Below are 15,575 nucleotides of genomic sequence, written 5' to 3'. Positions count from 1 at the left end.
TGGATTTTGGATTTTGGATTGCTCATCGGTCACTGGTCACTGGTCACTGGTCACTGGTCACTGGTCACTGGTCACTGGTCACTGGTCACTGGTCACTGGTCACTGATTACGGATATACACACCACTAAGGAGATCGCATTTATCTCTTGAATTTGTAATAATACTTAATAGAAACAGAGATAAGAAAAATACCTTAAAACTAAATGGCAACTCCAAGCATAAAGGAAATTTCCACTCAGTTAGAAAGTGACAATTTACGCGATCGCATGGTCGCCCTTGCATCTCTAAGGGAAGTTCCGGCAGAAGACGCAGTTCCTTTGATCAAGAAAGTATTGGATGACGAATCTATCCAACTGCGATCGATGGCAATTTTTGCTTTAGGCATCAAGCAAACAGCAGAATGCTATCCCCTTCTGATCAAAATTTTAGAAACAGATCCGGATTACGGTATGCGTGCTGATGCTGCTGGTGCATTAGGTTACTTAGAAGACAAAAGAGCTGTTGAACCTTTGATGCGGGCATTTTATGAAGATACCGACTGGCTGGTACGCTTTAGCGCTGCCGTATCTCTTGGTAATCTTAAAGACAAACGCGCCCGTGATATCCTGATCAAAGCTCTGGACAGCGAGGAAGTTGTTTTGCAACAAGCTGCGATCGCTGCAATTGGAGAAATCAAAGATGTCGAGTCTGTAGATTTAATTCTACGCTTTGCCCAGTCAGAAGATTGGTTGGTGCGGCAACGTCTTGCAGAAGCTTTAGGTCATCTTCCCACCCCAAAGAGCGTCTCTGCCCTAAAATACCTAGAAAAAGATAACCATCCACACGTTTCTGAATCATCAACGATTTCTTTAAAGCGACTTGAGGAAGCAGGTTATCAAGCTTAAGTAAAGAATGATTATAACCGCAGACGCACGCAGACGCACGCAGATAAGTTTCTCTTCTATACTGGGTGCATCTGCGTCCATCTATGGTTCAAGATCCAAAATCGATTAACTTGCACACCTCCTGCTACCTTTAAGTAAGTGGGAGAAGAGAAGGATTTTGAAGAAAGGTAGATTCTTTCTATGGATATAAAAGAGTTTTTTGAATTAAGTGGTGGGAAATGGTTCTCTCATCGTACCAGTCATCATTTGGCATTTAAGCAATCGGAAGATGGTAAATCGGATATTGTGATTGAATCTTTGGCAAAAGATCATCCTGAAGTCATCAAACTTTGCCAGCACAACGAAGTCGATCCCAACCTTGCTTCCTGTGGTGCCAGGGTAACTTGGAATGGCACGATGGAATGGGATGAAGAAAAGCATACTGGTTCCACAGTGTTAGCTGTTGTACCAGATGAAGATAATCCCAATGAAGGTAAGTTATTGCGGGAAATGGGCTATGCTGAGAAAGCTCCAGTTGCCGGACGCTATAAGATGGGCAGTGATGACACCTTAACTCTGACAACAGAGTACGAAACTATGTGGTCTGAGGAACGCCTTTGGTTTGCCAGTCCCAATTTGCGGATGCGAGTTGGTGTTTTGAAGCGGTTTGGCGGTTTTAGCATGGCTACCTTGACGACTGAAATTCGCATGGGTGGGGGTCAACCTGCGGAAGCGGCAGAAGCAACTAGTTCAGTGACCAGTGACCAGTGACCAGTGACTACTAATACAAATTTGGGATAAAGAGTATTGTTTGCCCGGTTTGAAGCAATTCAAATGCAGAGCATTTCAATTCAAAATCCAAAATCCAAAATTAGAACCCCGGTAACTTCTGTGAAACCGGGGTTCTGATATCTCAATTATCGTAATCCCTTGCAGTATTGAGATGGCTCCCAATCTCTTGAGACAATCCTCAACAAACATCCGCATATTACCCCAATAGAATTATTTCGCACGCTGATGTATCTGTTAGAATTTGATGTTCTGCGGTTGGAAGAGTGATTATTTATTGGGCAATAAGATATTCCATAAAGGAGTGTTGATTTTTCTCTACCAAAAGTAACCAAAAAGGAAAATTGCATAGACTATTAGGTCAATAAATAGCCGGGGGATGTAAGATGAAATCTATGGCAAATTTCCTTTGATAAATTAACTAGAATGATTCATGCGCCGCGACTCAATCTTTTATAAACTATTTCAACAATCTCCCTCACTGCTCTTTGAACTATTGGCAAATGCGCCAAACAATGCGAGTGCATACCGATTTGATTCGGTAGCTGTCAAAGAACCCAAATTTGAAATTGACGGAGTATTTCTCCCACCGGAAAATCAAGGCACAGGAATCGTCTATTTTTGTGAGGTGCAGTTTCAGAAAGACGAACAACTTTACGAAAGATTATTTGCCGAATCTGCATTATATTTCTATCGCCAACGAGGGAGATTTAACGATTGGCAAGCAGTAATAATTTATCCGACACGCAGTATTGAACAAAGTGATGTTTATCCTCATCGCACCCTACTCAACGGCGAGCAAGTACACCGGGTGTATTTGGATGAGTTGGGGGACATCCGTTCCTTACCTTTGTGGGTAGCGCTGATGGTACTCACCACCGTCAGCGAAGAACAAGCACCAGAAGAAGCAAGGTATTTGTTAACCAGAACTCGTCAAGAAGCCCCCCCACCATTGAGTCAGGTCATAATAGAGATGGTGACGACAATCATAGTTTATAAGTTTGAACAGTTGAGCCGAAAGGAGATAGAGGCGATGTTAGGGATTACACTACAACAAACACGAGTGTACCGGGAAATTAAAGAAGAAGGACGTGTTGAAGGGCGTGTTGAAGGGCGTGTTGAAGGACGTGTTGAAGGGCGTGTTGAAGGACGCGTTGAAGAAGCAGCGAACCTCGTTATTCGACTCCTAACTAAACGCTTTGGGCAGAAACTCTCAAAGGAACTCACTCAGCGAATTTCTGGTTTGCCATTACCTGTTCTGGAAGATTTGAGCGAAGCGCTGCTGGATTTTACTAGTCTAGCTGATTTGCAGGCTTGGTTAGACAATGTTTCATAAGTCAGAAAGCTTGCGTAGCCAATTAGCCAATTCTATTGTTGAAGAACTGCAAAAAATCAACTATGGCATCGGGTGGGATTGCCAACCTACCCATCTTTCATCAATCTTATTTCTCGTGATGTCTCATGATTTAAGTTTGATACGGCAGCAGCATGAATAATTCGATTGGCATCATTAAGTTAGCTATAGCAGTTTTCACTCTTATTGAAGTACAGATTTATCCGCGTTCGTCTGCGTCCATCTGCGGTCTCATAACTTTTTTATGTAATGCACCCAATTGAAAACCGCTATATTTCAACACGCGATCGCAGTGAGTGAAAATCTTCCACTAATAAGGGCGATCGCAATGATTCCCACTCAAAGGATTGAGGATTAACTATTACCTGGGTGCGACTTGGCAAAAATTGATAATTAGGCGTTCGCTTTCCTCCTTTTACCAACATCTCTCCCGCCCCTAATGTCGTAAAACTCACTTGTTTGAAAGCAAGTTTCTCAGCCATTTTCCAAAGTTCAGGAGGTTCTATATTGGCTTCCTGTGAAGATTCGGCAAAATCCTGACACACAGCAACAACCGTTCCTGAATCTGTATCTTGAAGGTAAGCAATTAAACGCACGTTTTGCCTTTGTACTTGCACGCCACACCCCAAACCGAGCAATCTGGCTGCACCAATTTCTGTGAGTTTGTCTGCTTGAGAGCCACGAATAAATAATTGAGGAACAACCCCGGTATAGTTAGGGCTTGCTGAAAAAGTCAGAAAACAGCAAGATAAGAATTGATTAGTTACTCAACAAGGGTCTAATATAAGCAGATGCTATCTATGATTTAAGGACTGATTATTTTCAATAATAGTAAATGGGGAAAAAGGTGTAGTTTTAAAAAATAGACATAAAAAAGCATAAAATAGCCGCGAGAGCTGAGTAGAAAGATTCATCACTAAAAAAGTAATAGCAATTGCAGTTTCAGAAGTATGAGCAAGTTTCGTCATCACGCGATTGAGGCTAAATCTTCTTTTCCCCTGTCCAAATTTTCCCTCAATACAATTACGAATTCTCTCAGATTCTAAATCTTGTTTCTTTTTTTCTTTACTAACATTAGCTGGGGGTCTTCCTAAAGGAGGTCCGCTCATTATAATACCTCTTTCTTTACACCAAGCTCGGTTCTCTCTTGTGCGATAAATTTTATCAACATGAACAGATTCTGGATAGTACCCTGTGTAATTTTTAAAGGCTTCTACTTGAGCTTTTAAGTCTCCTGATTCATTAAAATTATCCCAACTTATATGGTCTAAAAATATATATCCTTCAAAGCAACTAGCAGACAATTTTGCCCCAAATTCTACCGATTTACCAGCTTTCCCTCGGACAATTGGACGGATATGTGGTTGGGTTAAACTGACAATGCGGTCGTCAATACTCTGTTTTTTATTTTCATACAACCAGAGTTGTTGACGGTAGACTTCTGCAACTACAAGCAACATCTTATATTGTCTGTGACTTAAATCTTCCAGAGAGGCTCCTGAAATAATTAGCTGTTCAATATGAGATAAGTTTCTTTTGATATATTGAAGTTGTTTTCTAATTGCTTTTCTCCTGTCTTTTTGGGAAACGCGACGTTTTTTAGCGACTGCTAGATAATCCTTTCTAGCCCTCTCTCTATAGGTTCTTGGTTTTTTCTCTAATTGACCCAAAGTCTGTTCGTAAAGTAAGTCTATAATTTTCTCTGTCTGTTTTCTTGCTTGATTGAGTAGCTCTAAATCTGTCGGATAGCTGATATCACCCGGAGCACAAGTTGCATCTATTATTAATTTTCCCCGATTTTTGGGTGTCTCACCTTCTTCTTCTGGTGATTCTGTTTTTTTTTCAGATAGTTTAGAAGATGTTGCTTCTAGCATCTTCTTCACCATTTCTTGATTCACTTTGTTAACAAGCTCCACACTAATTCTTTCCCGAAAATGTACCAACATTGATGCATCAAATGGAGCTTCATTACTATAATATGACATTCCTATAAAGTACTGTAGATAAGGATTTTCTTTAATTTGCTCTACTGTTTCTCTATCGCTTATCCCCAACTTTTCTTTGATTATTAATGCCCCTAATGCCATCCGAAAAGATTTGGCAGGTGCTCCCATCTCTACTGAGAAAAATGAAGAATATTCTTCTTCAAATTCTGTCCAAGGAATGAAAGCAGCCATCATTACCCAACGATTATCTTCTGATAACTTGCCCTCGAACGGGAGTTCAAAGTTTTCAGTTGGGATTGAAGTTTGTCCCTGTTTTCGGTACATGGTTACTAACAGCATACTTGATGCTGCCGATCGCAGTGATGCAAGCATTTTTGGCTATTCTACCCTCCTCTCTTGCACCTGAATATACTTCTATAGTCTGAGAATTTAGAGACTGTCTCCTTTTTTTCTTTTTCAGCAAGCCCTAATTATCTATAAAGAAATTGAGTGTCCAGATCCCCGACTTCTTTGAGAAGTCGGGGATCTAACTGTTTGCACATGATTTAGGATTACTATATAAGATTAAGTTCTGATAGAACGGTTGTAACACAGGTTTTACCCGATCGCGTAGTTTTTAGTTATAAACTTTACCTTAAACCTTGTTGTTTCAGTAACTCATTAGCCCACTTAGCATCAGCTTCAGACAAAGGTGGTACTGCTTCAGAGGTATAATCTATAGCCATGTCTAGCCCTGCTCTGTCATACACCCCATGTAGCAAAGCTTGTAAATCTACTAGTGGTTCTGTATCCCCTTCTCGCAAGGGTAGCGGAAAAACAGGAATTGACTGCTGTAATTCAAAGGGGTATAAATCTGCTAGTGGACGGCGATCGCTTCGACTCACCAATATTCTATAACTTGCTTGAATTCCACTATTTAAAATAGCCATGGGTTTTCCCCCTCTGAGCAAGTCAATTTCTACTAAATGAGTTAAACTGCTGAAAATCTTTTGACGCTTACTTTCATATGCTCGCCGTCCTTCTCCCGAACGCTTGTTTTTAGGTGAAAGAAGTTCAATTGCTGTTACAACTTCACCTGTTCCTACCTCTCGCACCTCCAAAAATCCTTCTTCCACTTCTTCTAGCATGGGTATTCCTACTGTAACAGGTGTTGCTGGAGGTGAAGCAACTGCAAGATTAGATCTCTCTTTAACACTACTTAAATTTCGTCCCACAGAGATATCTGGAATACCAATTAATACAGAATCTTCAGATGTCGTTTGATAAACTCGTTTTTCGATAGCAACTCTGTACTTAGGACGTAATTGTGGAACTAGTAGCTCAGCAATAACTGTAATTACCCAGTGATGAACTTCTGGCCACATTTCTGAATCTTCTAAATACGGATTCATTCCAGGAAATGGTGAAGGCATAATACTAATTTGTAATTCGTAATTCGTAATTTGGAGAATATTCAAATCAAAATATGTAAAAAACGAGCAAGCGACTGTGGTAATAGAAGTACGATCGCAATGCGTAGTTTTTAGTTACAAACTTTACCTTAAGCCTTGTTGTTTCAGTAACTCATTAGCCCACTTAGCATCAGCTTCAGACAAAGCTGGTACTGGTTCAGAGGTATAATCTATAGCCATGTCTAACCCTGCTCTATCATACACTCCGTGTAGCAATGCTTGTAAGTCTACTATTGGTTCTGTATCCCCTTCTCGCAAGGGTAGCGGAAAAACAGGAATTGACTGCTGTAATTCAAAGGGGTATAAATCTGCTAGTGGACGGCGATCGCTTCGACTCACCAATATTCTATAACTTGCTTGAATGCCATTATTTAAAATAGCCATCGGTTTTCCACCTCTAAGCAAGTCAATTTCTACTAAATGAGTTAAACTGCTGAAAATCTTTTGGCGCTTACTTTCATATGCTAGCCGTCCTTCTCCCGAACGCTTGTTTTTAGGTGAAAGAAGTTCAATTGTTGTTACAACTTCACCCGTTCCCACCTTTCGTATAGACAAAAATCCTTCTTCCACTTCTTCTAGCATAGGTAACCCTACTGTTATGGGTGTTGTAGGGGGTGAAGCAACTGCAATGTTAGCTTCCTCTTTACCACCACTTAAACTTCGCCCTACAGAAATATCTGGAATACCAATTAATACAGAGTCTTCAGCCGCCGTTTGGTAAACTCGTTTTTCAATAGCCACTCTGTACTTAGGACGTAAATTAGGAGCTAGTGCATCAGCTATAGCGACTATTAGCCGACTGTGAATTTCTGGCCACATTTCTGAATCTTCTAAATACGGATTCATTCCAGGAAATGGTGAAGGCATAATATACTTTAAGGCTGCAAAAGTTTAGAAGATTGCGGAGAAGATTCAAATTAAATTTGTAATAAACGAGCAAGCGACTGTGGTAGTGGAAGCACGATCGCAATTAACACAACCATTGCAAACAGTCCCCCGATATCGCGTTTGTTATCCAAATCGCTAACATCATTGAGAGCCGGTTCATCAATCAGTGGTAGGAATAATAAGATAACCGCCCACAAGAAAAACTCCTGCTGAACTAAAGAAAGTAACAGCAGTAATAGGCGAGAAATTTGACCGATGACGACTGCTGTTCTTTGCCCAAATATGGCATGGATAATGTGACCCCCATCAAGTTGTCCCACGGGCATTAAATTCAATGCCGTGACTATCAATCCTAAAAACCCTGCAACCGCTACTGGATGCAAATCAATCGCTGATGAAGCTGTTAACTGACTACCCAAGGCTAATTTTGAAATTATCGCTAGTAGTATGGAGTAATTGGGATTCACCGCATCGGGGTTTAAAAGCCCTGTTTTTTCTGACATCGGTACAACTTCAGAATTTGCCAAACCCCAAAATAGTAAAGGTAAGGTGGCTAAAAAACCTGCTATGGGTCCTGCGATACTAACATCAAATAAAGCTTTCCGATTGGGAATTGGACTCCGCATTTGAATAAATGCACCAAAGGTTCCCAGGAAGAAAGGCATCGGGATAAAGTAAGGTAGAGTTGTACGAATTTTGTAATACCGTGCTGTGAGATAGTGACCTAGTTCGTGGATGCCTAAAATGGTTATCAGTGCTAGAGCATAGGGTAGACCCTTCAATAACTCAGAGGGGTTAGCTTGCCATGGTGTAGTAGCGACACCCGCGATTCTGGTTCCTACTAGAGTTGTAGATAGCAATGTGACAGCTAATAGCATGAAAGCTAATACGGGTCTTGTCAGTTTTTCGCGATCGCCTGTATTTGGTGTGCTTTTAGAAGGTTGATTATTGGGAACAAGTACAAAGAAAGGTTTACCATTGATCCCTTCTTGAAAAATAATTAAGAAGCGATCGCCAAATTCTGCTTCAATATTTGCCTTAATTCTCTGGTAGGCATTTGTTGGTGCAGTTCTTAACTGACCGCGACAAACAATCGCTTGGGGTCGATACTCAATGTTTTGAATGTAGTATATAGACCAGGGAAAACAATTTCGCAGCTGGGTTTCTTCCGATGGTTCGATGGGGCGCACTGGCACTGTTTCTGCGATAGGATCTACATCCAATTGTAGCTCTCGGTACTCTGGAGTTTTTTGGGTTTCTGCTGCAGCCTGTGATTCTTTAAGCGAACGACGACCCCACTGAAACAAAAACCAGTATAATACAGGACATATAATCAGTGGCCAAATCATCAGCACTCTTGGTGGTGGTTGTTGTCCTCCGTATATTGCAGTCCAAGCAGTCCATAGTAAAGCTGGTGTCATTAAGACCAACCATAACAACCAGACTGGTGTTGTGGTAATTTTAGCCACACTATGCTGAACCATTAAATAAGTAATGAGTCCCAGTAGAAGAAGAAACCAAAAAGTCATGTTATCTTCAGTTATTTTAATAAGTTAATTCTGGCTAGCGGTCAAAAAAATGACCAGTAGCGTATACTGTAAGTTCAATTTTTTACAACTCCTCCACAATAACAGTTTTCCTCATGTGTCCCTTGCCTCAAGAGTCAAGCAATACAGCCAAATCACCACGAGCAATTTTCTCCAATGAAGTTCCAGTGGTCGAAAGTCTCGGTTCAGACCTCTTGCCAGATACAACAATTTTTGCATTTCCACCAAATAGAGACACATTGGGGGGGACTGCTTATTTTATTGTAAGAAACGAAGGCAATATCCTGATCGATTGTCCGGCAGTTGATACAATAAATCAGAATTTTTTACATTCCCATAGGGGCGTTAGTTATTTCTTTCTCACCCATCGAGGGGCAATTGGTAAGACAGAAGAAATTCAGCGAATTTTTAACTGCAAGATTTTGATTCAAGAGCAGGAAGCTTATTTGTTACCAGGCTTAACAGTCACTACCTTTGGTCAGGAATTCACATTAGATTCAACAGTACAGATGATTTGGACACCCGGTCACTCTCCCGGTTCCTCCTGTCTTTACTACAAAGGCAAAGGAGGTGTGTTGTTTTCCGGACGCCATGTCCTACCCAATTTACAGGGCGATCCTGAGCCATTAAGGACAGCTAAAACTTTTCACTGGTGGCGACAGATTGAGAGTATCAAATTGCTGCTAAAAAACTTTACCCCAGAAACACTCCACTACATTTGCCCTGGTGCCAATACTGGCTTTCTTCGTGGACAGCGCTTCATCGACAATGCTTATGAACGTCTGAGGGAGTGGGGAGTAGGGAGTGGGGAGTAGGAATTTTGGATTTTGGATTGGGGATTTTGGATTGGGAATTGAGTATGAATTATCACCTCACTCCCTCACTCCCTCACTCCCTCTTCCCCACTCCCCACTCCCCATTCCCGATTCTCCATTCCCCACTCCCTACTCCTTACCCCCTAGCCACTACCGCATTTTTTTTCAACAGTTGAACGCCTGCTTGATACTGAGTATCTGCTTCTGTACCAACTTGTTCGCGGGTGATGGATTCTGTGGGAATCCGCATATCGGGTTGAATTCCCAGTTTGTTGATGTCGTGATGGTTGGGAGTTTCATATTTAGCAATGGTCACGGCTAAGCCAGCACCATTTGATAGCTCAAATAAGGACTGGATTAAACCTTTCCCGAAGGTGGTTTCTCCCACTAGCAGGGCACGTTTGTTATCTTGTAATGCTCCTGCTAGAATTTCGCTGGCACTCGCAGTTCCTTGATTCACCAAAACCACTAGGGGGTCATCGGTTAGCGCCGGGCCAAAGGCGTCAAAGCTACCCTGAACCCCTTGGCGATTCACGGTGTAGACAACAGTACCGGAGTTCAACCACAAACGAGCTATCTCAATTCCTGCTTGTAACAGTCCACCGGGATTATTTCTTAAATCCAAAATGTAGGCATTAGCGCCTTTTTTTTCTAGACTAGAAATAGCGTGTGCCAACTCCATTGGAGCATTGGCATTAAATTGTGTGAGGCGAATGTAACCTATAGACATTCCTTGGGGGGAAGTGTGTAATTCCGCAATCACTGGGTTGAGCGAAATGCGATCGCGCACTAGCTGAACTTCTAACTCTTTCCCCGCATCTCGTTCTATCAGCAGTGTGACGGCACTACCAATTGGTCCCCGCATTCTAGTTGCTGCTTCGTCAAGGGTTAAATCCTCTGTGGAAAACCCTTCGATTTTTAGAATGCGATCGCGCGGTCTAATCCCAGCTTTTTCTGCTGGCGAACCAGATATAGGAGCTACAACTTCCAACTTACCCGTTTCAGGATTGAGAGCAATTTGCAATCCCACCCCCGTCAGTTCCCCAGAAGTATTGACCTGCAAACTGCGGTACTGTTCCGGGTTAAGAAACCGGGTAAAAGGGTCATCAAGGCTCTTAAGCATTTTTTGAATGACCGTGTAAGCCGTTTGGTCGTCTTTGATTGGCTTTTCCAACGCTTTCTGCCGCACTGTTGCCCAGTTCTGATGATTAAATGTCTCATCCAAATATGTACGACTAACAATTCGCCACGCTTCTGATATCAACTTTTGTTGTTCTGTTAAAGCTGTCGCAGGTTGACAAAACGGCACAAAGCCCAACCAAAAAGCGACGAGGAATGACAATCCTACTCGAAAAACTTGTTTGTGCATGAACCCCATATTCACTATCACTTCAACCCAAATTGCCAGAATTAGCTCAGCTAGTTTGCTTTTGTGAAATCTATCTCTCGACTATGTTACTTTTTTTATAGAAGTGATGCATCGCTGTCATCAACCTTTCTAACCGTTAGATTCAGCACGCAGTCACGATCTCCAACCCCAAACTCTGAAAAGTGTCTATCACCTGATGGTGCTTGGCTCCAGACAGAACGCAATACATTCCCTCTAGTCAGAATGTAAAGTTTTTTTTAAACTATTAACACTCTGACAATTGAAAAAGCAAACGAGGATAAGTACTCTTTGCTCAAATCCCAAAGTCGGAACTAGGGGAAAAGTCTGAGCGAAGCATAGCTTACAAGCGAAGTCAAGTTCAGAACTTTGATAGATTTATCAACCGCGAGTCAATTTTAGGAATTTGAGATTGTATGGCCAACGTTTACGACTGGTTTGAGGAGCGTCTGGAAATTCAGGCGCTAGCTGAAGACGTAACCAGCAAGTACGTCCCTCCCCACGTCAACATCTTCTACTGCCTGGGTGGAATCACACTGACGTGCTTTCTCATCCAGTTTGCCACTGGATTTGCCATGACATTCTACTATAAGCCAACCGTTGCCGAAGCTTATTCTTCCGTGCAGAGCATCATGAATGATGTCAACTTTGGCTGGCTGATTCGCTCCGTTCATCGCTGGTCTGCCAGCATGATGGTGCTGATGATGATTTTGCACACCTTCAGGGTTTACCTAACGGGCGGTTTCAAAAAGCCCCGCGAACTAACCTGGGTCACTGGTGTCATCCTGGCTGTGATTACCGTTTCCTTTGGTGTGACTGGTTACTCTCTACCTTGGGACCAAGTTGGTTACTGGGCTGTGAAAATCGTTAGCGGTGTACCAGAAGCAATTCCTGTAGTTGGTACCCTCATAGCTGACCTCTTGCGCGGTGGTTCAAGCGTTGGTCAGGCTACATTGACCCGTTATTACAGCGCACACACTTTTGTGCTGCCCTGGTTGATTGCAGTTTTCATGCTGTTACACTTCTTGATGATTCGCAAGCAAGGAATTTCGGGTCCGTTGTAATCCTTCAAGGGTTAGTGGTTAGTGGTTAGTGGTTAGTGGTTAGTGGTTAGTGGTTAAAACAACCAACAACCAACAACTAACAACCAACAACCAACAACTAACTAAAATGTATTTAAGTTAGGAGAGCACATTAAAAAATGGCTACACTGAAAAAACCAGACCTCAGCGATCCAAAGTTAAGAGCCAAGCTAGCACTGGGTATGGGTCACAATTACTACGGCGAACCCGCTTGGCCTAATGACTTACTTTACGTGTTCCCAGTTGTTATTATGGGATCGTTTGCTGCTATAGTGGCTTTATCTGTACTTGACCCGGCAATGGTTGGAGAACCAGCAAATCCCTTCGCTACTCCACTGGAAATTTTGCCAGAGTGGTACTTGTATCCTGTGTTCCAGATTCTCCGTTCAGTTCCTAACAAACTCTTAGGGGTGTTGTTAATGGCTTCTGTCCCCCTAGGCATGATTCTCGTTCCGTTCATTGAGAACGTGAATAAGTTCCAAAATCCCTTCCGCCGCCCAGTGGCAACAACAGTGTTCTTGATTGGCACTTTGGTGACTATATGGTTGGGAATTGGTGCGACTTTCCCAATTGACAAGTCCTTCACCTTCGGACTGTTCTAAATTAGTCGCTACATAGCACATCAATCAGACGCCTGTGAATTTTTCAGCAAGTGCAAGATATGTACTTTTGAGAAAAATTAACAGGCGTCAATTGTAAAAATTTAGGGTGTATCATAAGATTTCTATTTTTGAAGCGCAAAACGTAATTACAAAATCACAAATCTGGGATATACAAGAGGTACACACATTTTTAACTCATTTACATTTAAGTCAAGGTCAATGCTTAGCATAGTGCAGCAAGACCATCTGACGGTGAAGAGCGAACTCAAGCTTCTTAACCAAGTGCAGCAGTGGTTTGAGCAATTTTGCCTGCGAAACTTGCCATCGCTTGGTTGGTCAGAAAGCCAACTGTATCGCCTAAACCTGGCATTAGCAGAAGGCTTTACCAATGCCGTTCGTCACGCTCATCATTCCTTACCGCCGGAAACAGCTATAGAGATTGATGTTTCTCTATGGATCGATCGCTTGGAGATTAGAATCTGGGACCAGGGGAATCCTTTTAATCCAGATGCGATCGCAGAACCAGAACCAGGAACTCTTCAAGTAGGGGGATATGGATGGTTTCTTCTCAGGCGCTTGGCAGATAAAGTTCTCTACGAACGGGGTACAGACGGAAGAAATTGCTTGCTCATCGTCAAATACGGTCTACAGGGGCAACAATAAAGATAACAAATCTGATGAGCATAAAATACCGCAAAGGTTTTCACTTAATGGGGCATTGGGCATTGGGCATTGGGCATTGGATATCAAGTATTAGTTATCGCCTCTGCTCAGACACTTAGATACTCCCCCTTGTCCCCTTTGTCTCCCTTGTCTTAATTGTCCGATGCCCATTGCCCATAAATGACAAATGCCAAAAACCAATCATGTCTTCGTGTTTATAGAAATTTTTGAACGAGAGGGTGGCATTCAATCTTATGTAAAAGATATTTTTAGAGCATATCAGGCGTTGTCCGAACCTTATTGTGCGGAAGTGTTCCTCCTGAGAGATCGTCCTAGCGTCTCAAATTCCTTTGAATCGGAACGGTTAAAATTTCACTACTTCAAATCTCAATTGCCACAACTCGAACGCCTGAAAATTTCGATAGCGTTGTTCTTTTGTCTGTTACGATCGCGTCCCCAACATGTTTTCTGCGGTCATATTAACCTTGCACCTCTTGTTGGTATGTTGTGCAATCTTCTGGGAATTCCCTATACGGTTATGACTCATGGGAAAGAGGTTTGGCAACCGTTATCGCCTCCAATGAAATCTAGCCTGCAAAAAGCATCTCGTATTTGGACAGTTAGCGGCTATACACGCAAAGTCGCTTGTGCAGCTAATGACTTAGACCTCAGTAAAGTTAACATTATGCCTTGTGCAGTGAACGGCGATCGCTTTACTCCAGGAGCAAAATCACCTGCACTGATCGAACGCTATGGTTTGGGGGGGGCAAAAGTATTGATGACTGTCGCAAGGTTGTGGTCGGGTGATATATATAAAGGTGTGGATATTACTATTCAAGCATTGCCACGAATAGCTCATGTTTTCCCAGAAGTCAAATATTTGGTGATTGGTCGCGGCGATGACCAGCCAAGATTAGCACAATTAGCTAAAGATGTGGGTGTAAGCGATCGCGTTATCTTTGCTGGATTTGTTGCTACAGAAGAATTAATAGAACACTACCGCCTTGCTGATGCTTATGTAATGCCTTCTCAAGAAGGTTTTGGTATTGTCTATCTAGAAGCAATGGCTTGTGGCATACCCGTACTATCGGGAGATGACGATGGGTCGGCAGACCCATTACAAGATGGTAAATTAGGATGGCGAGTACCGCACCGAGATCCAAAGGCGGTGGCAGTAGCTTGTGTAGAAATACTTAATGGAGTTGACCAACGTTGTGATGGACGATGGTTGAGACAACAGGTACTTGCTCTCTTTGATATCAACGCTTTCCAAAGACGGTTGAAAGAGCAGTTACAGTGACCAGTAACCAGTGACCAGTGACCAATGACAAATGACCAGTGACCAGTGACCAGTGACCAGTGACCAGTGACCAGTGACCAGTGACTAATTGTGCTGACTTACTTAACTAGTGAATAAACTCGCTATTCTAGAGGAAGAGCAAGACGTTTTTTTAAAATGAGCCTTAAAACTTTTCCGCTAAATCTGTCTAATCTCCGCCCTTGGCTAACTTTGCTAGTCATCATGTGGTTGCTTGGCTCGTTGGGCTTGGGCTGGTTGGTGAACTCCTTACTAATTATTGTTGGGCTACTATTGCTGGCACCCATTCTGGCATTTTTTGGGTTTCGCCTGTGGTTGCAACGTAATTTAGTTAGCGATCGCTGTCCTGTTTGTCAATATGAATTTACAGGTTTAAATACAACTCAGTTACAGTGTCCCAACTGTGGGGAACAGTTGTTGGTTCAGAACAGCCATTTTCGACGTTTTACACCAGATGGCACAATTGATGTTACAGCGACGGCAGTCGAAGTGCAAAGCCAAGTGCTGGAAGAATAAATACAAAATATTTGTAGTTGTCTGTCAATTTCGATTTGATGGGTGTTTCGTTTTCAATCAACCCGGTTTTTTGAAAAAACCGGGTTCTTGATGTGCTCAAAACCAAGGTTATTGGTAAGAAGTAAGCATATTATTCATCTTCGTTGAAATTACGTAATTATACTCCTTTACAAATTGTAATATTTTGCTCATAATTAAAGAAAAAGCAGAGTTATGAGTATTTGAAACCTATTTATGTCCAAAATACATATTGAATCTAACAACATTTCTAACAATTTTATGGTTTTTTCAGATCCTTTTGATTATTTTACAGATTATGCAAATTATTCTTTGTCAAGAAACAAGAATGAGTTA

The 15,575-nt window shown here is 42.1% G+C and carries 17 protein-coding genes; 11 read left to right on the top strand and 6 right to left on the bottom strand.

Going from position 1 to position 15,575, the window contains the following annotated elements; genetic code table 11:
• The first annotated feature begins 6 nt into the window (after positions 1 to 6).
• The 5 genes from WA1_RS60080 (at position 7) to WA1_RS57135 (ending at position 3,148) form a co-directional block, all read left to right on the top strand.
• Positions 7 to 150 (top strand): hypothetical protein, encoded by a 144-nt coding sequence (locus WA1_RS60080; RefSeq protein WP_158516673.1) that lies wholly within the window; start codon positions 7 to 9, stop codon positions 148 to 150.
• Between the two features lie 53 nt (positions 151 to 203).
• Complete coding sequence (locus WA1_RS21305) at positions 204 to 884, top strand: HEAT repeat domain-containing protein (RefSeq protein ID WP_017748925.1); 681 nt, start codon at positions 204 to 206, stop codon at positions 882 to 884.
• 180 nt (positions 885 to 1,064) lie between these two features.
• Complete coding sequence (locus WA1_RS21300) at positions 1,065 to 1,634, top strand: phycobiliprotein lyase (RefSeq protein WP_017748926.1); 570 nt, start codon at positions 1,065 to 1,067, stop codon at positions 1,632 to 1,634.
• A 451-nt stretch (positions 1,635 to 2,085) separates the two neighbouring features.
• Positions 2,086 to 2,988 (top strand): Rpn family recombination-promoting nuclease/putative transposase, encoded by a 903-nt coding sequence (locus WA1_RS21295; protein ID WP_017748927.1) that lies wholly within the window; start codon positions 2,086 to 2,088, stop codon positions 2,986 to 2,988.
• The gene (locus WA1_RS57135) at positions 2,978 to 3,148 is read left to right on the top strand and encodes a hypothetical protein (RefSeq protein WP_017748928.1); all 171 of its coding nucleotides are present in this window, start codon (positions 2,978 to 2,980) and stop codon (positions 3,146 to 3,148) included. Before WA1_RS21295 ends, WA1_RS57135 begins: the two co-directional genes overlap by 11 nt.
• A gap of 127 nt (positions 3,149 to 3,275) precedes the next feature.
• On the opposite strand, the gene WA1_RS21290 is transcribed toward WA1_RS57135, so the two are convergent.
• From WA1_RS21290 to WA1_RS21270, 5 genes are all read right to left on the bottom strand, one after another.
• Positions 3,276 to 3,623, bottom strand: a complete 348-nt coding sequence (locus tag WA1_RS21290; protein WP_148662737.1) for a hypothetical protein — start codon at positions 3,621 to 3,623, stop codon at positions 3,276 to 3,278.
• A gap of 177 nt (positions 3,624 to 3,800) precedes the next feature.
• Positions 3,801 to 5,276, bottom strand: coding sequence for an IS5 family transposase (locus WA1_RS21285; RefSeq protein WP_026135401.1), 1,476 nt, complete (start codon positions 5,274 to 5,276; stop codon positions 3,801 to 3,803).
• A gap of 305 nt (positions 5,277 to 5,581) precedes the next feature.
• On the bottom strand, positions 5,582 to 6,364 hold the full coding sequence (locus WA1_RS21280) for a DUF4058 family protein (RefSeq protein WP_017747657.1): 783 nt from the start codon (positions 6,362 to 6,364) through the stop codon (positions 5,582 to 5,584).
• Between the two features lie 123 nt (positions 6,365 to 6,487).
• Complete coding sequence (locus tag WA1_RS21275) at positions 6,488 to 7,270, bottom strand: DUF4058 family protein (RefSeq protein ID WP_017747656.1); 783 nt, start codon at positions 7,268 to 7,270, stop codon at positions 6,488 to 6,490.
• Positions 7,271 to 7,320: 50 nt separating this feature from the next.
• On the bottom strand, positions 7,321 to 8,820 hold the full coding sequence (locus WA1_RS21270; protein WP_017747655.1) for a site-2 protease family protein: 1,500 nt from the start codon (positions 8,818 to 8,820) through the stop codon (positions 7,321 to 7,323).
• A gap of 113 nt (positions 8,821 to 8,933) precedes the next feature.
• Between WA1_RS21270 and WA1_RS21265 the strand changes: the two genes are divergently transcribed.
• Entirely contained in the window at positions 8,934 to 9,653 is a 720-nt protein-coding gene (locus tag WA1_RS21265) for an MBL fold metallo-hydrolase (protein ID WP_017747654.1), read from the top strand.
• Between the two features lie 136 nt (positions 9,654 to 9,789).
• On the opposite strand, the gene ctpA is transcribed toward WA1_RS21265, so the two are convergent.
• Positions 9,790 to 11,031, bottom strand: coding sequence for a carboxyl-terminal processing protease CtpA (ctpA, locus tag WA1_RS21260; RefSeq protein WP_017747653.1), 1,242 nt, complete (start codon positions 11,029 to 11,031; stop codon positions 9,790 to 9,792).
• Positions 11,032 to 11,456: 425 nt separating this feature from the next.
• Here ctpA and petB point away from each other — a divergent pair, with 425 nt between their 5' ends.
• From petB to WA1_RS21235, 5 genes are all read left to right on the top strand, one after another.
• Complete coding sequence (gene petB, locus WA1_RS21255; protein ID WP_017747652.1) at positions 11,457 to 12,104, top strand: cytochrome b6; 648 nt, start codon at positions 11,457 to 11,459, stop codon at positions 12,102 to 12,104.
• Between the two features lie 137 nt (positions 12,105 to 12,241).
• Complete coding sequence (petD, locus tag WA1_RS21250) at positions 12,242 to 12,724, top strand: cytochrome b6-f complex subunit IV (RefSeq protein ID WP_017747651.1); 483 nt, start codon at positions 12,242 to 12,244, stop codon at positions 12,722 to 12,724.
• Between the two features lie 219 nt (positions 12,725 to 12,943).
• Complete coding sequence (locus tag WA1_RS21245) at positions 12,944 to 13,387, top strand: ATP-binding protein (RefSeq protein ID WP_026135131.1); 444 nt, start codon at positions 12,944 to 12,946, stop codon at positions 13,385 to 13,387.
• A gap of 187 nt (positions 13,388 to 13,574) precedes the next feature.
• On the top strand, positions 13,575 to 14,687 hold the full coding sequence (locus tag WA1_RS21240) for a glycosyltransferase (protein WP_051077116.1): 1,113 nt from the start codon (positions 13,575 to 13,577) through the stop codon (positions 14,685 to 14,687).
• Positions 14,688 to 14,843: 156 nt separating this feature from the next.
• Positions 14,844 to 15,221 carry a hypothetical protein gene (locus tag WA1_RS21235; RefSeq protein WP_017747648.1) on the top strand — a complete coding sequence of 126 codons (378 nt, stop codon included), beginning with the start codon at positions 14,844 to 14,846 and terminating at the stop codon, positions 15,219 to 15,221.
• The last annotated feature ends 354 nt before the right edge of the window (positions 15,222 to 15,575 follow it).

Origin of the sequence: Scytonema hofmannii PCC 7110 (assembly GCF_000346485.2) — a bacterium.
GTDB classification, from domain to species: Bacteria; Cyanobacteriota; Cyanobacteriia; order Cyanobacteriales; family Nostocaceae; genus Scytonema; species Scytonema hofmannii.
This window is presented reverse-complemented; position numbering and strand designations above follow the sequence as displayed.